Source organism: Vibrio sp. D420a (assembly GCF_030248625.1).
Taxonomy (GTDB): Bacteria; Pseudomonadota; Gammaproteobacteria; order Enterobacterales; family Vibrionaceae; genus Vibrio; species Vibrio fortis_A.
On record NZ_JAHGAN010000001.1, the window covers coordinates 109,982 to 129,238 of the forward strand.

A 19,257-nucleotide genomic window follows, 5' to 3' on the forward strand; every position below is an offset into this window, starting at 1 on the left:
ATCTAAACTTTTTACAGGTTTACAAACCAAGCTTCATAAGCCAGTTTGATAGCGAGCACACTTACCACGGTAACAAATACCGGGCGAATAAACTTGGCGCCAAAGCGTATAGCAGAGTGAGCACCAACAAACGCGCCAACCATCAAACAAACGCCCATCGTCAATCCGAGAACCCAATCGATATGACCTAGAATTGCAAAAGTAACCAGGGAGGTGAAGTTACTGGTGAAATTCATCGCTTTCGATAAACCAGACGCGAGCAAAATGTTCAAGCGATATAGCGCCATTGAGCTCACTGTCCAAAATGCGCCTGTTCCTGGGCCGGCTACACCATCATAGAAACCTAGAGTAAAACCTTGAGCAATCTGTTTCTTCTTGAGAACAGGGCAGGGCTTAGGAGATACATTCTGATTGGCATTCGGCGTTTTGTGGAAAATCGTGTAAATCGCGGCTGCTAATATTACTAGCGGCAAGACTTTTTCTAACCACTGGGTACTGATGGCGTCGACAACTAATGTACCTACAGTTGCGCCAATTAAAGTTGCAATAAATGCGTTAATCCAACATTGAGGCTTGAACAGTTTCTTCTTGTAGTAAGTAAAAGCCGCTGTTGATGATGCAAAGGTTGCAGCGAGCTTATTGGTACCTAGAGCAATGTGCGGTGGTAAACCCAAAGACAGCAGAGCAGGCACAGTGAGCATACCGCCGCCGCCAGCAACGGCATCGATAAAACCGGCAGCAAAGGCAACCAGTGCAAGTATGACCAACATGGTTGGTTCAATCATTTCCATAGATAGCTATTATTCTCGTTATATGCTGTATCAGCAGCGTTGCTTTTCAATTTGCTGGAAGCAAACTAAAGCAAAATTTAGCAGGAGCGCGCAACAACCCTACTCGTTAGTATTTTATCGTACGTTTAAAAGGCGGTAGGGAGTCTAATAAGGACTTGCCATAGCGCTTTGTGACTATGCGTCGATCAAGGATCGTGACTTTACCAGAATCTCGTTCTTTACGCAGTAGTCGGCCGACAGATTGGATCAGTTTTTTACTCGCCTCAGGTACGGTAATTTGCATAAAAGGATTCCCGCCTTTGGACTCAATGTATTCTGAGTGAGCTTGCTCTACCGGTGAGGTTGGAACACCAAATGGAATTTTGGTGATGATTAGGTTTTCTAACAGTTCTCCGGGCAAATCAAGGCCCTCAGAAAAACTACCTGTACCGAAAAGCACACTGGTTTTTCCTTTATCTACCAATGATTTATGTTTTTTTAGAATTTCTGAGCGGGAAGTATCACCTTGTACTTGTAATGCCCAGCCCTTTTTAACGAAATCTGTAGATAAACCTTCAGCGACCTGATTCATTTGCCAGTACGAAGAGAATAAAACGAGGTTAGCTTTGTTGTCTTCAATTACTTTAGGCAAAATCTCGATAAGATATTCTGTAAACTGCGGAGCCTGAGGCTCGTACTTCATTGCCGGTACGACTAGCTCCGCTTGATTTTGATAATCAAACGGCGAGGCTAACGCTAGAAATTGCACTCCATCCTCAGGCTTTTGACTGATACCTGCTTGGTGACAGAAAAAACTGAAAGAGTTCAGTGCTCGCATGGTAGCTGAAACTAATACTGCACCGACACAGCGGCTCCAGATCTGTTGGTCGAGCTGCCAACCGACCTCTAAAGGCGAAACGTTAACAATGAAATCACCTTCATTTTCTTTATTAAGCTCTAACCAACGCGCCAATGGCGCACCTTTATCACGTTTCGGCTCTGCCATTAAGCGCCACACTTGTGCGAGGTTTTCAGTTCTCTGTATATAGAAACCAATCTCTGCTAGCGCGGGTTCTGCAAGTTTGGCTGAGAGCTCGCCATCTTTTACTCTTTCTGCGATAAGGTCGGCAATCTTTGCCACGGCTTGGCTGGCTTTCTGACTCAATTGCTTGAGATCTTTTGATTCACTTTCAAGCCATTCTGGAAGGTCACCGTGTTCAAAGCGATATAAGCCGTCTTCAAATTGGGTAGCATCGAAGCGCTTACTCAGTTGAGAAAGAGTTGGAATAAGTTGTTGAACAGAGTCTTGCAGCTCATTTCTGAACCGATAGACTCGTTTCTCTTCCGCTAGGCCTGAAAGCTTGCTGATTGATTGATTTAAGCGCTCTAACCATGAAGCTGCACCTTTTAAGCTTGCAGCTGCGGAAGAGTGGTCTCGTGCAACATGCGGTAGATGATGCGCTTCGTCGAACACATAAATGCTGTTTTCTGGCTCAGGTAGAATGACGCCACCACCTAGGTCTGCGTCTGCCATCACTAAGCTGTGGTTAGCGATAATGACATCTGCTTTGTCGAGTTCAGAGCGTGCTTTTTGGAACGGACAATCTCGGTGCGCGGGCATACTGTTGTTACAACTGTGTTTGTCACTCACGATCATCTGCCAGATCATATCGTCAATCGGCTTAGGCCATGAGTCGCGGTCTCCATCCCATTTACCCTGAGCGAGGCTTCGATACATGGTTTCCAGCTGCTCAATGTCTTTTTTCTTTGGCTTTGATTCAAACATCGCCATCTGACCGCCGTCAGCACCACATGCCACAGCCAGTTTTTCGGCACAGCAATACCTTTGTCGTCCTTTAGCCAATATAAAGGAAAACTCTCTATCAGTAAGTCGTCTATATAGAGGGAGGTCTTTATTGACCAGTTGTTCTTGTAGAGCAACGGTAGCAGTAGAGATCACAATTTTTCGATTGTTTAAAACAGCCACAGGTATGGTTGCCATTAAATAAGAGAGGGATTTTCCGATTCCGGTGCCCGCTTCAGCCACAATCATGCGATTACTTTTATGGTATTGGCCACAAAGTGTCTTTGCTATTTCAGCAACAAGGTAGTTTTGTGCACGTCTAGGTACAAAGTTTTCCAACTGTGATTGGAGGTTTTGATAACTGGTGCGAATAGAGTTTTGTATTTTAGTGGTTAGCATACTGTGACCCAAGTAACGAAGCCGCGATAGTAGCACATTTCACTAGTCTGTTCATTTTCGACGAAATAGGTTGCTTTTGAATCAAAGGTAGATCTTGTTCACAAAAAAAAACTGAACCTTCATGAAGTTAGCGATTTTATTTATTGTGCGAAATATAAATATCAAAAAAAATACCACTTTAAGTGTTTAGTTCTGCATTTTGTTCTTATTGTGTACCATTGTTGGTTTTTTTAACTGTATTGATTGTTTTTAGGTCTATTATATTTTTGCTTAAACTGGCCGAGAAGTGTCTCGTAAAATGATGAAAAAAATTGTAAGTGATTGAATTTATTTGATTTGTGTTTTTTTTAGGTTTGTTTTTAGTTTATTTGACACGCAGGATAATCTTTTGCAATCTAGACCTCGAAATTTAGTGACGGTGATTAACCAACAAAGAGTGGTAATGACCATCACAAAAAATAAAAAGGGAACCGGGCAAGGATCTCCCATTCTTAGAAAAGGCAGTGGATTTATTATGAAAAAGACTCTATTAGCTCTAACTATCGCAGCAGCTTCAACATCTGCATTCGCGAACGTAGGTCTAGAAAACGCAAAACCAACATTCGAATTTGACCCAATGCACAAAGAACAGTTCTCTGTTTCTGGTGCGATCGGTGTGGGTGGTTACTACGACACAATGACTAACGCTATGTACGACGACTGGGCAACAGCTCTTACTCTAGCAGTTAGCTACCAAAACAACCGCCTAGTTGGTTACTTCGAAACTGATTTCGAATTCAACTGGACTACTGACGACAAAGACAACGGCTTTGACGTTAAAAACGAATTCAACACTGACGTAGATAAAGCGTGGTTGGGTTACGAGACTGATTACGGTGTTCTTTCTTTTGGTTGGGAAAACGACACTGCTCTAGACAAAGTTGACGGTGCTGGCGACAACACTTACGAATTCGGTTCTTCTGCAGGCGACGCTTCTGACGCATGGAACGTAGTTAAATTCCAAGGTGCTACTTCAGGTATCGCTTACGGCATCTCTTACTTCGAAACTGACGAAGACCACGATGCTGCTGATAAAGGTGTGAACGGTTACGTAGGTTACGAAAGCGAAATCTTCAACGTTTACGGTGGTTACGAGACTCGTGACGAAGCTGATTACCAAGTTTACTCTCTATCTGGTAACTCAAAAGTTGGTGAGCTAGACCTAGGTGTTAACTTCTGGATCAACGAAGGTGACAAGAGCGACCTAGTTAACTCAAACACTACTAACCTTGAGACTGTAGGCTACTACATCTCTGCTGGATACCCAGTGACAGAGCAACTAACTCTAGCTGCTGGTTACAACGCTAACTCTACTACTGAAGACGGCGAAGCTGACAAAGAAACTTCTACAGTTAACATCGCAGCTATGTACACGCTTAACGACCGCGTAGACATGGGTATCGATATCCTGCAAGAGCTTGATGCAGATACACGTGACGAAGAAACTTACGTATTCGCTGCAGCATTCTACAGCTTCTAATCATTGCTTAATTAGCAATACTTAGAAAATGATAAAAGCCAGTCTTATGACTGGCTTTTTTACGTCTGTGCGTAGTGAATAGTTGTAAATTTATATAAAAATAGCCGCAATGTGCGGCTGTTTTTTTGAGTTTGCTTAAGGGTTAAACCAGAAGGTTGTTGCTTTAAGCCTCTTTCCACTCTCCAGGTTGTAAATCACCTAAGGTCATTCCACCCATCGAGTAACGAATCAGGCGAAGAGTCGGGAAGCCGATGTTAGCCGTCATGCGACGTACCTGACGATTTCGACCTTCGATGATCGTAATGGCAAGCCATGTAGTCGGAATCGCTGCGCGAAATCGCACTGGCGGATTACGCTCCCAAACGCTCGGTTCGGGCATAATTTCAACTTTGGCCGGTAACGTCATACCATCTTTGAGTTCTACACCCTTTCTCAATTTATCTAAATCGTTCTCTGTTGGGGCGCCTTCGACTTGTACCCAATAGGTCTTTGGTGACTTTGAGTTGGGCTGAGTTAGTTTAGCTTGGTAGATACCATCATTAGTTAGCACCATCAATCCTTCGCTATCGCGATCCAAACGACCTGCTGCATACACATCTTTTACAGGTATGAAGTCTGCTAAGGTTTTACGACCTTCACCATCCGTAAACTGACTCAGCGTATCGAATGGTTTATTGAATAGAATCACTTTTCGGTCTTCAAGAGCGACTTTTGGTTTATCCGTGTTTGGTTTACGTTTATAGCGCTGCTTACTAGATGAATTACTCTTGCTTGTAGCGGAAGAGCGGCGCTCATTCCCTTTGTTATTCGAACGCGATGTGGTTTTGCTGCCTTGTTTAAATTGACCGCCTTTTCGAGAGGAGCCAGTAGAGCGCGAAGTGCTACGAGAGCGAGTAGACATGTTAACTACCTTGCAAAAATGTAAACGAAGTGTGCTGAAAAGTTTTCACTGAAACGGAATTGAGCTATCATTTGCGCGCCTAAAAGACACAAAATAGAACAAGTTAATGGACTATAAAGCCCAATTTGTTTAATTATACCAACGTGTTTTATTATAACAACGCACTCACGGATTTGGTTCATGCCGTCATAAAACGGTATGAAAAATAAGATAGAGTACGACTATCGAGTAGACCTTCGTTGCTCTCAAGCACTGTCTACTGGTCAATTTAAACATTCTCACAATGAGTGAGCTTGTCAGAACTATAGGGAAATTTCATGCCTACTGAAAAACCAACCATCATCTATACCATTACAGACGAAGCACCAGCACTAGCGACATACTCTCTACTGCCTATCATTCAGTCATTCACTGCTTCTTCTGGTATCAACGTTGATACTCGTGATATCTCACTTGCAGGGCGTATTATTGCTAACTTCCCTGACTACTTAACTGAAGAGCAACGTATTGGTGATGCACTTGCTGAACTTGGCGAGTTGGCAAAAACACCGGAAGCAAACATCATTAAGCTTCCAAACATTTCTGCGTCTATCCCACAACTTCAAGCAACTATCAAAGAGCTTCAAGCAAAAGGCTACGCACTTCCTAACTACCCAGAAGAAGCAAGCACAGACGAAGAGAAAGCGATCAAAGCAACTTACGATAAGATTAAAGGTAGTGCTGTAAACCCTGTATTACGTGAAGGTAACTCTGACCGTCGTGCACCGCTTTCTGTAAAAAATTACGCGAAGAAAAACCCACACTCAATGGGTGCATGGGCTGCAGACTCTAAGTCTCATGTCGCGAGTATGGACGGCAAAGACTTCTTCGGTAGCGAAAAATCGACCACTATCGACGGCGCAACAGAAGTAAGCATCGAGTTTGTTGGTCAAGATGGCGCTAAGAAGACATTGAAGCCAGCTTTTGCTTTGCAAGACAAAGAGATCATCGATACTTCAGTGATGAACAAGGCTGCGCTTGTTGCGTTCTTTGAAAAAGAGATTGCTTCAGCAAAAGAGCAGGGTGTACTGCTTTCTCTGCACATGAAAGCAACAATGATGAAGGTTTCTGATCCAGTGATCTTTGGCCATGCGGTTAAGGTTTACTACAAAGATGTATTCGCGAAATACGGGCAACTATTTGAAGAGTTGGGCGTTGACGTGAACAACGGTATTGGTGACGTATACGCTAAGATCGCATCACTGCCACATGAGCAGAAAGAAGCTATCGAAGCTGACCTACAAGCGGTATACGAGACTCAACCACCTCTAGCTATGGTTGATTCAGATCGTGGTATCACAAACCTACACGTACCAAGTGACATCATTGTTGATGCGTCAATGCCAGCGATGCTACGTTCTTCTGGTCAAATGTGGGGGCCAGATGGTAAGCAGAAAGATACTAAAGCGATGATCCCAGATCGTAGCTACGCAAGCATCTACCAAGCTGTTATCGATTTCTGTAAAGAGAATGGTGCATTTGATCCAACAACAATGGGTAGCGTGCCAAACGTTGGCCTAATGGCTCAAAAAGCAGAAGAGTACGGTTCTCATGATAAGACGTTCATCCTAGATGCTGCTGGTACAGTTCAAGTTGTTGATGCAAATGGTGCAGTACTTCTTGAGCAAGCTGTTGAAGAAGGCGACATCTTCCGCATGTGTCAAGTTAAAGACGCACCAATTCAAGATTGGGTTAAGCTTGCAGTAACACGTGCTCGTGCATCAGCGACTCCAGCAGTATTCTGGCTAGACGAATCTCGTGCACACGATGCAGAGCTGATTAAGAAAGTAAATGCTTACCTACCTGAGCATGATACAGATGGTCTGGAACTGAAGATTCTTTCTCCACTTGAAGCGACTAAGTTCTCTCTAGTTCGTATCAAAGAAGGTCTAGATACAATCTCAGTAACGGGTAACGTTCTACGTGATTACCTAACGGATTTATTCCCAATTCTAGAGCTTGGTACATCGGCGAAAATGCTGTCTATCGTTCCACTAATGAACGGTGGTGGTCTGTTTGAAACTGGTGCTGGCGGTTCTGCTCCTAAGCACGTTCAACAGGTAGAAAAAGAGAACCACCTACGTTGGGACTCTCTAGGTGAATTCCTCGCACTTGCGGCTTCACTTGAGCACCTAAGCACAGTAACAGGTAATGCTAAAGCTCAAGTTTTGGCGGATGCACTAGATAAAGCGACAGGTGAGTTCCTAGACATGAACAAGTCACCATCTCGTAAAGTCGGTGAGCTAGATAACCGTGGTAGCCACTACTACCTAGCGACATACTGGGCTAAAGCTCTAGCAGAACAAACGGCTGATGCTGAATTAGCACAAGAGTTTGCAAGCGTAGCGGCTAAGCTGTCTGAAAGTGAAGAAGCGATCGTTGGTGAACTAAACGGTGCACAAGGTGTTAAAGGCGAACTAGGTGGTTACTACCTATTTGATGATGCGCTGACTTCAGCTCTAATGCGTCCAAGCGCAACACTAAATGCAGTGATTAATGCATAGTTATTATTTAGAGTAATCTAAATCTTGTTTAAAAACGCTCCGCTAGGGGCGTTTTTTATTGCACATATAAAAACGCCCTGTTTTAAACAGGGCGTTTTAGATAAGAGCAGTAAATGAATAGCGACTACTTTGTTTGGCTAGTTTCTACCGGTACTACGGAGCTTGCGTGTGAGCCTTTCGGGCCGCTTTCAACTTCGTAATCGACTTGTTGCCCCGCCTTGAGTGTACGGTAACCCTCCATCTGTATCGTTGAATAGTGAGCAAAAATGTCACCTTCTTCACCTTCTGGACAAATGAAACCAAACCCTTTGGCATTGTTAAACCATTTTACTGTACCTGTAGCCATGCTATACATCCCTCATGCATTTTGTTACTGATGTTGTTTATATCAACTTTAAAAAGTGTCATTGATACGATTCTGAAACGACGAAAAATATCGTCACTGTTCTGAACTTCTACATTGCTGACATGAAATATCGCTGCCTTGCGTAATTATTCCGTGTTGTTAAATTTTAATGTAAAAAAACCTTTTAGCTCCAATGTAGCTAATGATTGAGCACAGTCAATAGCAAATTGGTAGAAAATTGATCATTTTTAATAACAAATCACACCTGAGAATCTGAACTATTTATTAACTTATTTGTAACTTAAGGGCGCAAATATTTGTTTTGCGTATGTTTATGCTGCCTTTTTAATCAATCACATATGTTAATCGACGCAATAGGCATCTTTTATTTGCAGCAAGGTAAATGGTGGATTAGGCTCAATGTATGGGTTTGATTTTTGGTCTCGTTTTCTAACACCGTTTCTTAGTACACCCTAAACGGTGAATGTGGTAGATTTAAGTATCGCACATGTCCGATTTCCAAAAATAACCTTAGCAAAGCTAACATGAGTAGAAACTTTGAATGGGCGGCTCCAGGCTCTGATTTACTGGAGAAAGAAAAAACGAAAGTTAAGCCACCGGCAATGTATAACGTCGTACTTAATAACGATGATTACACGCCAATGGACTTTGTAATCGAGATCCTAGAGCGATTCTTCTCACTAGATATCGAGAAAGCAACGGAAATTATGCTCAAGGTTCATTATGAAGGTAAAGCTATCTGTGGGACTTACAGCGCAGAGATAGCGGAAACAAAAGTAGCGCAAGTGACGATGTATTCAAAGGAAAATGAGCATCCGCTACTATGTACAATGGAGCAAGCTTAAAGACTTGTTCGGACAACACTGTTGTTCCCTTAGGAGGTACTTATGCTGAATAAAGAATTAGAATCAAGCTTGAACGGCGCTTTTGCTCGAGCGCGAGAAAAGCGACATGAGTTTATGACTGTCGAGCACCTCCTACTTGCATTATTAGAAAATGATGCGGCTAAGGAAGCGTTATTGGCATGCCAAGCCGATCTTGACGCCTTGCGTAACGAACTCGATATTTTTATTGATCAAACCACTCCTCTTATCCCAGAAAGCGACGAAACGCGAGAAACTCAACCAACACTTAGTTTCCAACGCGTACTGCAACGTGCTGTTTTCCATGTTCAATCATCGGGTCGCAGCGAAGTAACCGGTGCCAACGTTCTGGTTGCTATCTTTAGCGAGCAAGAGTCTCACGCAGCTTACCTGTTGAAGAAGAACGATATCAGTCGCTTAGATATTGTTAACTTTATTTCTCACGGAATCACCAAAGCAAGCAATGAAGGCGATAGTGCTTCATCGTCTGACTCGTTTGGTGCTGAAAACGCAGAAGAGGCGAGTTCAGAAGACAGACTTGAAAATTTTGCGACTAACCTTAACGAAGTGGCGAAGAAAGGCAACATCGATCCACTGATTGGTCGTGATAAAGAGCTAGAACGCACAATCCAAGTACTATGTCGTCGTCGTAAAAATAACCCTCTACTCGTTGGTGAAGCAGGCGTAGGTAAAACTGCGATTGCGGAAGGTCTTGCGTGGAGAATTGTAGAAGGCCAGGTGCCCGAAGTGATTCAAAGCAGCGTTATCTACTCATTGGATATTGGTTCTCTACTTGCGGGTACTAAATACCGTGGTGACTTTGAGAAGCGTTTTAAAGCGATTCTGAAACAGCTAGAGAAAGAAGAAGACGCAATCCTATTCATCGATGAGATCCACACCATTATCGGTGCCGGTGCAGCATCGGGCGGCCAAGTAGATGCAGCAAACTTAATTAAACCTCTACTGAGTAGCGGTAAGTTACGTTGCATTGGTTCAACGACTTATCAAGAGTACAGCAGTATTTTTGAGAAAGAGCGTGCGTTGTCTCGCCGATTCCAGAAAATTGATATTGTTGAGCCATCACTTGATGACACAACCAAGATCCTTATTGGTCTTAAGCCTAAGTACGAGGCGCACCATGAGGTTCGCTACACCAATAAAGCCCTGCGTGCTGCAGTAGAGTTATCGGCTAAATACATTAATGAACGCCACCTTCCTGATAAGGCGATTGACGTTATTGATGAAGCGGGTGCTCGCAGTCGCCTAGCTCCAGCAAGCCGTCGTAAGAAAACGGTGAGCGTTGCTGATATTGAGTCTATGGTTGCTAAGATGGCTCGTATCCCTGAGAAGTCAGTATCTTCTTCGGACAAAGATATTCTGCAAAACCTAGATGACCGTATGAAAATGTTGGTGTTTGGCCAAGATACGGCAATCGATGCATTGAGTGAGGCGATTAAGCTTACACGTGCTGGTCTAGGTGCAGACAACAAACCAGTAGGTTCATTCCTGTTCGCTGGCCCAACAGGCGTAGGTAAAACGGAAGTGACAGTACAACTATCGAAACTGATGGGTATTGAGCTACTGCGTTTTGATATGTCTGAATACGGTGAGCGTCACTCGGTGAGCCGTTTGATTGGTGCGCCTCCTGGTTATGTTGGTTACGATCAAGGCGGTCTATTAACAGATGCGGTTATAAAAAACCCTCACTCTGTTGTATTGCTAGACGAGATCGAGAAAGCGCATCCTGATATCTTCAATCTACTACTGCAGGTAATGGATAACGGTACTCTAACGGATAACAACGGACGTAAAGCGGATTTCCGTAACGTGATCCTAGTGATGACAACCAATGCGGGTGTGGCTGAAACAGAGAAGAAATCGATCGGCTTGATCCAACAGGATCACGCGCCAGATGCGATGGGTGCTATCAAGAAAGTGTTCACTCCAGAGTTCCGCAACCGTCTTGATAATATCATCTGGTTTAACAGCTTAGATCCGACTGTGATTAGCCAAGTGGTTGATAAGTTCATTGTTGAGTTACAAGTTCAGCTAGACGCTCGTGGCGTGTCTCTGGAAGTATCAGAAGATGCCCGTCATTGGTTAGCTGAGAAAGGTTACGACAAAGCGATGGGTGCTCGTCCAATGGGGCGTGTGATTCAAGAGCAGCTTAAGAAGCCTCTGGCAAACGAACTGCTGTTTGGTAGTTTAGTTGACGGTGGTACTGTGAAAGTAACGCTAAAGAAAGATGAGCTTCAATTTAGCTATGTTGGTGCGAAAGAAGAAGTGATGCACTAATCATTCTCTTTTATAAACATCAATTTAAAACGTACGGCTTCGGTCGTGCGTTTTTTTATGTTTTGAAGATGCGAGATGCGAGATGCGAGATACGAAAGAAATGAAGAAAGATAGAGAAAGTGCTCAGCGTCAGGCAATAAAAAACGGAGCACTAGGCTCCGCTTCTTATCGTATTCACTAATGAGACATTAACGAGCACGGAAGACGATGCGGCCTTTAGAAAGGTCGTATGGAGTCATCTCAACAGTTACTTTGTCACCAGTAAGAATACGGATGTAGTTCTTACGCATTTTACCAGAGATGTGTGCTGTCACTACGTGACCGTTTTCAAGCTCAACACGGAACATTGTGTTTGGTAGAGTATCAAGGACAGTGCCTTGCATCTCGATTACGTCTTCTTTAGCCATCTAATCCTCTTTCGACATTTGGCGGTTTTCAACGGCGATGATTGTGCCGTCAAAATCAAATTATGTAAAGTTGTGGCGTATTCTACCCTTGCCACACTTGATTTACTAGCCTTTGATGACGTTGAAATCGCACTTTATAGTTCATAGCGGGGCATTCGTCGATTTGATAACCCAAATACAGCCACTGTTTTTGGAGTTGTTGAGCATGTTGAATTTGAAACAAAACTCCCAGTGTGCCTAGCGATAAATCGATGTCAGGGTCGAAAAAGGTATAAAACGCACTGGTGCTTTGACTCATCACATCAGTAACGGCAATCGCCACCAATTTTTCATCTTGGTAGATGTGTAAATATTGAGTATTTAGCCAATCGTTTTTAGAAAACTGCAAAAATTCATCTTTCTTCGGTGGATACATAGTTCCAGAGCGATGACGAGTCGTAATATAACGGCTATACAGTTCAAACCACATCTCATCCATTTGTGGTTTCATGACCCATTTAAATGACTTGGCTTTGTTAAGAAGGCGCTTCTGGCTTTTTGAAAGCTGTATCTCTGGGATGGCTAACCTTAATGCGTGACAAGAAGAGCAATTATCGCAATGAGGTTTGTATATGGTTGCGCCACTGCGACGGAAACCGTTGGCCAATAGAACTTCATAGTTATCAGGTGTGTGCATGTGTTCGTCGAGAGTAACAGCCACACGCTCTTGCCTCTCTGGTAGGTAGCTACAACTATGATTATCGGTTAATCCGATTCTGATCTGATGTAAGCCTGAACTCATTCCGAACAATCCTCGAGCCATTGTGGTTGAAAGCACTCTGCTGCAATAGAACGCTCTTTTAATAATGACAGAGATTCTAGAAAAGTCTCTCTTTCGATCTCCATTGCACCGAGCGACTCCAAATGAGGGTTCATTACTTGGCAATCAATCAGTTGCCCGCCATATTGTGAGAAATGACGGCAAAAATACCATAGGGCGATCTTCGAGGCGTTGGTCTGGGTACTAAACATCGACTCACCACAAAAAAGCTCACCACGAAGGATGCCATACAAACCTCCGACCAACTCGTCTTCGTTCCATACTTCAACGGAGTGACAATGTCCCATTTTCGCTAGTTCGATGTAAGAGCGCTGCATATCTTGGTTTAACCATGTCTCTTCAGCGGGGCGTAATGATGAGCAAAGGCCAATCACTCTGTCGGTCGCTAGGTTGATGCTTACACGGTAGTTGTGTTTACGCTGAAATTTTTTGAGACTTTTAGCTGGTTGAAATGTCTTAGGATTAAATACGGCTCGCGGAGCTGGGCTCCACCAAAGGATAGGTTCGCCAGGCCCGTACCATGGAAAAATGCCATGACTATATGCATTGAGAATACGCGCAGGAGAAAGATCGCCACCAAAAGCCAGTAATCCGTTTGGATCATCAAGCGCTTCAAATGGTGAAGGGAATTCTATACTAGTAGTATCCAACTCTGTTAAGTATATAGTCATTGCTATCGCTTATAGATTTACATAGACCAAAGGTCGTTAGGAGTGTTGTCATGAAGAAATTGCTTTGGATTTTACTGTTTTTGCCTCTTATAGCAAATGCAGCCTATAACAGGAATCAAGCTCGACCGGTCAATGAGGTTGTGTATGGTGAGATTGATACCGTGCGTTATATCACTCAACAGGAGATTGTAGAGTCAAAAGCCAATGGTTGGGAAACGCTACTTGGCGCGGCTATTGGTGGTTTGATTGGTAATCAGTTTGGTGGCGGTACCGGTAAAGAAGTGGCGACAGCCGTCGGTGCTGTGGCGGGTGCAGGTATCGCAAGAAACAGAGCCAATACTCAATATCGAGTTGAGTACAAGCTTGTCGAGTTATTGGTAAAAACCGACGACAATAAGCTGATCAATATTATTCAAGATGTCGACAGCTCGATGCTTTTCTCTCGCGGTGATGACGTAAGAATTCTGTACTTCTCAGACGGTGTACGCGTTGATCTAGTGTACTAGTTTGAAATTACACTTCGTTTGTTGACTGATTGAGGTTTTTCTGGTCGATTTGCTCTGGAGTTCATCGGAAAAGTTCGTTAGTCTGCAATTACGAAGAATTATTCATCGCCTGAAAATAAATCGAATACGGTCAGTCAGGTGATACAAGGATTAAATAGATTTAATGGAAAGCCTTACGTTACAACCAATACAAAAAGTGAGTGGGGAAGTTAACCTACCTGGCTCAAAAAGTGTTTCTAACCGAGCGTTGCTACTTGCAGCACTTTCGAGTGGCAAAACACGCCTAACTAACCTTCTAGACAGTGACGATATTCGTCATATGCTGAATGCTTTAACTAAGCTAGGTGTTAGCTACCAACTGTCAGATGACAAAACGGTTTGTGAAGTTGAAGGTCTTGGTGGTGCATTCGCAAGCCAAGAAGCGTTAGAACTGTTTCTTGGTAACGCTGGTACTGCGATGCGTCCACTTGCCGCAGCACTATGTTTAGGTTCTGGTGAATACGTATTGACGGGTGAGCCGCGCATGAAAGAGCGCCCGATTGGCCACTTAGTGACGGCTCTACGAGAAGCTGGCGCTGACGTTGAATATCTAGAAAATGAAAACTACCCGCCATTAAAAATCAAAGGCACGGGCTTGAAGAGCGGTACCGTATCAATTGACGGTTCGATCTCTAGCCAATTCCTAACAGCTTTTCTAATGGCTGCACCTTTAGCTGAGGGCGAAATCACCATCAAGATCGAAGGTGAGCTAGTATCTAAACCTTACATCGACATTACTCTACATATCATGAAACAGTTCGGTGTTGATGTGATTAACAACGACTATCAAGAGTTCGTTATCCCAACTGGCCAGCAATACGTTGCGCCGGGAGATTTCCTTGTAGAAGGTGATGCCTCATCAGCATCTTACTTCCTAGCAGCAGCTGCGATTAAAGGCGGTGAGATCAAGGTAACGGGTATTGGTAAAAACAGTATCCAAGGTGATATTCAGTTTGCAGACGCACTCGAAAAAATGGGTGCTGAGATTGAGTGGGGCGACGATTACGTTATCTCTCGTGTTGGTCAGTTAAAAGGTATTGATATGGATTACAACCATATCCCTGATGCCGCGATGACGATTGCAACGACAGCTCTGTTTGCTGAAGGCACAACGGCGATTCGCAATGTATACAACTGGCGCGTAAAAGAGACCGATCGTCTTGCTGCGATGGCGACAGAATTACGTAAAGTGGGTGCGGAAGTGGAAGAGGGTGAAGATTACATCATTGTTCAGCCTGTTTCTGAGCTTAAACATGCGGCAATCGATACGTACGACGATCACCGAATGGCAATGTGTTTCTCTTTGGTGGCGCTGAGCGATACTCCTGTGACGATTAACGATCCAGGGTGTACGTCGAAGACTTTTCCAGACTACTTTGACAAGTTGAAAATGCTTAGCCAGTAGTACATTGGAAATCAAAAAAGCTTGCTCAAGGGCAAGCTTTTTATTTGGTAGTGTGGCTCTGTCTATGTCGATCTAATTGAAGCCACTTTTGTTAGAGCTCTATTTTTCTATTGGAGCGCTATTGTTGTAGCGTGAACTCTTTAGACAGGTGGTGCGCTAGGTACTTGAACATGTTGAATACTGCGGTGGTGTTTTCGGTCGGTAGACCATTGCTGTCCAAGAAGTATTCGCCTTTGAATACTAATACATCATCTTTCTCTGTAACGCTATCTGCGCGCATTCCCTCTATATAGTCAGCGTGAGATTGAATGACTTGGTTTGCGATAAGCAGAAGGTCGAACTCTGTGATTGCTTGTTTACTCATTGAGATTCTCTAATAACGATGGATAGATGGAGTTTAGAGCGACAGAGTAGAAATTCAATGACCTGACCCCAAGTCGAATAGGAGTTTTCGATTTTATGTTCGATATTTTGTGATTTATGACAAAAATAATTGAACAGGGCTCGCCATTGAAACATAGACAAGATTAGTATGACCCCCGTTTATATAAGAAGCTTGAAAAACAGGCGTTTTGAAGTACGGTTTGATTGTACTTTAGTCTCAAATCCTATTGTGCCCCTTTTCTCAACTGAGTCGCTGAATTGTCGAGCGATCAGATCCAATTTTGAAAAAAGCGGTTGATCTTCTTTTAATCTCGCACAATAGTAAAAAAAGAAGCAATGAATTTAGAATATCATGCGTAAAAGCCCACAGTTGATTTGTTGGTGCTGAAGCATCGTGATTAAGGACGTTAGTGTCAATATGGGTAAATCGCTCGTTATAGTGGAGTCGCCAGCCAAGGCAAAAACTATCAATAAATATCTTGGCAAAGACTTTGTCGTTAAGTCGAGTGTAGGTCACGTACGTGACTTACCAACGGCGGGACAAAGCACAGGCAAGAAGGCGGCTGCTGTTTCAACAAAGGGTATGAGCCCAGAAGAGAAAGCTCGTATCAAGAAAGAAAAAGATCGCAAAGCACTCATCAAGAAGATGGGTATCAACCCATATAAAGATTGGGAAGCGAACTATCAAGTTCTGCCAGGCAAAGAAAAAGTCGTGGCTGAACTCCAAAAGCTAGCTGAGAATGCAGACCATGTATATCTCGCAACCGATTTGGACCGCGAGGGAGAAGCTATCGCATGGCACCTTCGTGAGATCATCGGTGGCGATGAAGCGAGATATAAACGAGTAGTATTTAACGAGATCACTAAGAACGCGATTCAACAAGCGTTCGAAACTCCGGGTGAGCTCAATATTGATGGCGTAAACGCTCAACAAGCGCGTCGATTCATGGACCGTGTTGTAGGCTTCATGGTTTCGCCACTACTTTGGAAAAAAGTAGCACGTGGTCTTTCTGCAGGCCGTGTACAGTCGGTAGCTGTTAAGCTGCTGGTAGAGCGTGAGCGCGAGATCAATGCGTTCATTCCAGAAGAGTTCTGGGATATCCACGCTGATACGCAAACAGGCGACAAAACCGATTTCCGTCTTCAGGTCGCTCAGAAAGCAGGTGTTGCTTTCAAGCCTGAAAACGAAGAACAGACAAAAGCAGCACTGAGTATTCTAGAAAAAGCAGAATACGAAGTGTGCAAGCGTGAAGACCGCCCAACTAAGAGCAAACCTTCAGCACCTTATATTACGTCGACGCTACAACAAGCCGCGAGTACTCGCTTGGGTTATGGCGTTAAGAAGACGATGATGTTGGCTCAGCGACTCTATGAAGCGGGTTACATCACGTATATGCGTACTGACTCGACGAACTTGAGCTCAGAAGCTGTAGATATGGCGCGTGAGTACATTAACTCTGAGTTTGGTGATAAGTATTTACCAGCTAAACCACTTGTTTACGGCAGCAAAGAGGGCGCACAAGAGGCGCACGAAGCGATCCGCCCATCAAGTGTTGACGTTAAGTCTGAAGACCTAAAAGGCGTTGATGCTGACGCTCACAAACTGTACTCATTGATCTGGAATCAATTTGTCGCGTGTCAAATGACGCCTGCACAATACGATTCAACAACAATCAGTGTAAAAGCAGACGAGTACACTCTGAAAGCTAAAGGGCGTATCCTTAAGTTTGATGGTTGGACTCGTGTACAACGCCCTATGGGTAAGAACGATGACACTATCCTGCCATCGGTTGAGCTAGGCGATAAGCTTAAACTTGTGACGCTTGATCCTAAGCAGCACTTTACTAAGCCACCTGCACGTTACACTGAAGCAGCTTTGGTTAAAGAGCTTGAAAAACGTGGTATCGGTCGTCCATCGACTTACGCATCAATCATCTCAACGATCCAAGATCGTGGTTACGTGAAGGTTGAGCAGCGTCGTTTTTACGCTGAAAAGATGGGTGAGATTGTTACTGACCGTCTCGACCAGAGCTTTAACGACCTGATGAACTATGACTTTACTGCTCGTATGGAGCAGAAGTTAGACCAAATCGCGGAAGGCGAAGCGAACTGGAAAGGCGTTCTAGACAACTTCTTTACAGACTTTACCGGTGATCTCGAAAAAGCGGACCTTGATGAAGCGGCTGGCGGCATGAAGCCAAACCACATCGTAGAGACTGATATTGAGTGTCCTACGTGTGGCCGTAACATGGGTATTCGTACTGCTTCTACCGGTGTATTCCTTGGCTGTTCAGGTTATGCATTGCCACCAAAAGAGCGTTGTAAGACAACGATTAACCTTGGCGATGAAGAAGGCATTATCAATGTTCTTGAGGAAGACGTTGAAACTGCTGCACTGCGAGCTAAGAAGCGTTGTCCTATTTGTGAAACAGCGATGGACGCTTACCTGATCGATGACAAGCGTAAGATGCACGTTTGTGGTAACAACCCGAACTGTGATGGTTACGTTGTAGAGCACGGCGAGTTCAAAGTTAAAGGCTACGATGGTCCTGTTGTTGAATGTGACAAGTGTGGTTCAGATATGGTTCTGAAAAACGGTCGCTTCGGTAAATACATGGACTGTACCAACGACGATTGTAAGAACACACGTAAGATTCTGAAAAATGGTGAGGTTGCGCCACCGAAAGAAGACCCTGTTCACTTCCCTGAGCTTCCATGTGAAAACTCAGATGCGTACTTTGTACTGCGTGACGGTGCTTCTGGTCTATTTATGGCGGCAAGTAATTTCCCTAAATCACGTGAAACGCGTGCACCATTAGTGGAAGAGTTGGTTCGCTTTAAAGACCGCATTTCGCCGAAATTCCAATACCTGACGACAGCTCCTGTTGCTGACCCAGACGGTAAGCCGACAGTGGTTCGCTTTAGTCGTAAGACCAAAGAGAACTACGTACGAACCGAGGTCGACGGCAAACCTTCTGGTTGGACAGCGCTGTTTATTGACGGAAAATGGGAAGTCACAGATAAGCGCAAAAAGCCAAAAGAAAAATAGTGAGTAAAAAAGCAGCCTAGTTTGGCTGCTTTTTTTTGTGTTGAATATGAGTTTTTATGCAACACAGTGCAATAATTGTCTCAAGGCTGAAAAAATAATTCTTTTGAGGTATGAAATAATTTAGAAAAGAAAGTATGATTTCTTTGCGAGCGTTAACATTAATGTAACTAAATTAAAATATTGTAATTAGCAGATCAGTATTTTGATGTAGAAGGCATGTGTTTTCATTGTTAATGTAATGTTTCTGAAAGTCTGTGTAATGTGAGCTGCTTTGAGACTTAGAAAAGCAATCGTTTCACATACCACAGAATGGCATATTAAAAATTGAAATCGACTGAAAAGTCGATAACGTATATAAAACCAAGTGCAAAGCATAGTGCACATATAACAACGTTTGGCTTAGTATTTTGTCACTGAATATGAATGGATATGTACTAAGTGCCTAAAATAAGAGTTGGTGCTTACCCCCATAGGCTTACCCCTAAACTAAGTACCAACATCGACAAGCTATAAAT

Annotated in this window: 15 protein-coding genes; 7 read left to right on the forward strand and 8 right to left on the reverse strand. The window is 43.6% G+C overall.

The genetic code is table 11. From position 1 onward, the window contains the following. Positions 1-11: 11 nt before the first annotated feature. Both KI743_RS00505 and dinG read right to left on the reverse strand, forming a co-directional pair. Positions 12-791: a TSUP family transporter gene (locus KI743_RS00505; protein ID WP_032549462.1), complete on the reverse strand. Its 780-nt coding sequence runs from the start codon at positions 789-791 to the stop codon at positions 12-14. Between the two features lie 106 nt (positions 792-897). Continuing rightward, positions 898-2,973: an ATP-dependent DNA helicase DinG gene (dinG, locus tag KI743_RS00510; protein ID WP_150871792.1), complete on the reverse strand. Its 2,076-nt coding sequence runs from the start codon at positions 2,971-2,973 to the stop codon at positions 898-900. A 514-nt stretch (positions 2,974-3,487) separates the two neighbouring features. On the opposite strand from dinG, the gene KI743_RS00515 reads away from it, so the two are divergent. After that, positions 3,488-4,492: a porin gene (locus KI743_RS00515; protein WP_150871794.1), complete on the forward strand. Its 1,005-nt coding sequence runs from the start codon at positions 3,488-3,490 to the stop codon at positions 4,490-4,492. A 163-nt stretch (positions 4,493-4,655) separates the two neighbouring features. Here the strand turns inward: KI743_RS00515 and KI743_RS00520 are convergent, their stop codons facing one another. Beyond that, positions 4,656-5,393, reverse strand: a complete 738-nt coding sequence (locus tag KI743_RS00520; RefSeq protein ID WP_285464160.1) for a pseudouridine synthase — start codon at positions 5,391-5,393, stop codon at positions 4,656-4,658. 317 nt (positions 5,394-5,710) lie between these two features. Between KI743_RS00520 and KI743_RS00525 the strand changes: the two genes are divergently transcribed. After that, positions 5,711-7,936: an NADP-dependent isocitrate dehydrogenase gene (locus tag KI743_RS00525; RefSeq protein ID WP_285464162.1), complete on the forward strand. Its 2,226-nt coding sequence runs from the start codon at positions 5,711-5,713 to the stop codon at positions 7,934-7,936. A 124-nt stretch (positions 7,937-8,060) separates the two neighbouring features. On the opposite strand, the gene cspD is transcribed toward KI743_RS00525, so the two are convergent. Continuing rightward, positions 8,061-8,282, reverse strand: a complete 222-nt coding sequence (cspD, locus tag KI743_RS00530; protein WP_032549456.1) for a cold shock domain-containing protein CspD — start codon at positions 8,280-8,282, stop codon at positions 8,061-8,063. A 545-nt stretch (positions 8,283-8,827) separates the two neighbouring features. On the opposite strand from cspD, the gene clpS reads away from it, so the two are divergent. Continuing rightward, positions 8,828-9,148 (forward strand): ATP-dependent Clp protease adapter ClpS, encoded by a 321-nt coding sequence (clpS, locus tag KI743_RS00535; protein ID WP_032549455.1) that lies wholly within the window; start codon positions 8,828-8,830, stop codon positions 9,146-9,148. A gap of 42 nt (positions 9,149-9,190) precedes the next feature. Continuing rightward, positions 9,191-11,461 (forward strand): ATP-dependent Clp protease ATP-binding subunit ClpA, encoded by a 2,271-nt coding sequence (gene clpA, locus KI743_RS00540; protein ID WP_032549454.1) that lies wholly within the window; start codon positions 9,191-9,193, stop codon positions 11,459-11,461. Between the two features lie 188 nt (positions 11,462-11,649). Here the strand turns inward: clpA and infA are convergent, their stop codons facing one another. The 3 genes from infA to aat all read right to left on the reverse strand — a co-directional run bounded on the left by infA (position 11,650) and on the right by aat (position 13,359). Continuing rightward, the gene (infA, locus tag KI743_RS00545; RefSeq protein ID WP_001040192.1) at positions 11,650-11,868 is read right to left on the reverse strand and encodes a translation initiation factor IF-1; all 219 of its coding nucleotides are present in this window, start codon (positions 11,866-11,868) and stop codon (positions 11,650-11,652) included. A gap of 82 nt (positions 11,869-11,950) precedes the next feature. Next, on the reverse strand, positions 11,951-12,649 hold the full coding sequence (locus KI743_RS00550) for an arginyltransferase (protein WP_285464164.1): 699 nt from the start codon (positions 12,647-12,649) through the stop codon (positions 11,951-11,953). Then, on the reverse strand, positions 12,646-13,359 hold the full coding sequence (gene aat, locus KI743_RS00555; RefSeq protein WP_285464166.1) for a leucyl/phenylalanyl-tRNA--protein transferase: 714 nt from the start codon (positions 13,357-13,359) through the stop codon (positions 12,646-12,648). Before aat ends, KI743_RS00550 begins: the two co-directional genes overlap by 4 nt. A gap of 50 nt (positions 13,360-13,409) precedes the next feature. Between aat and KI743_RS00560 the strand changes: the two genes are divergently transcribed. Then, entirely contained in the window at positions 13,410-13,865 is a 456-nt protein-coding gene (locus KI743_RS00560) for a glycine zipper 2TM domain-containing protein (RefSeq protein ID WP_150895171.1), read from the forward strand. Positions 13,866-14,028: 163 nt separating this feature from the next. Then, the gene (aroA, locus tag KI743_RS00565; RefSeq protein WP_032549447.1) at positions 14,029-15,309 is read left to right on the forward strand and encodes a 3-phosphoshikimate 1-carboxyvinyltransferase; all 1,281 of its coding nucleotides are present in this window, start codon (positions 14,029-14,031) and stop codon (positions 15,307-15,309) included. A 118-nt stretch (positions 15,310-15,427) separates the two neighbouring features. On the opposite strand, the gene KI743_RS00570 is transcribed toward aroA, so the two are convergent. Next, complete coding sequence (locus KI743_RS00570) at positions 15,428-15,673, reverse strand: YciN family protein (RefSeq protein ID WP_285464169.1); 246 nt, start codon at positions 15,671-15,673, stop codon at positions 15,428-15,430. Between the two features lie 438 nt (positions 15,674-16,111). On the opposite strand from KI743_RS00570, the gene topA reads away from it, so the two are divergent. Further along, the gene (topA, locus tag KI743_RS00575) at positions 16,112-18,742 is read left to right on the forward strand and encodes a type I DNA topoisomerase (RefSeq protein WP_152468460.1); all 2,631 of its coding nucleotides are present in this window, start codon (positions 16,112-16,114) and stop codon (positions 18,740-18,742) included. Positions 18,743-19,257: the final 515 nt, after the last annotated feature.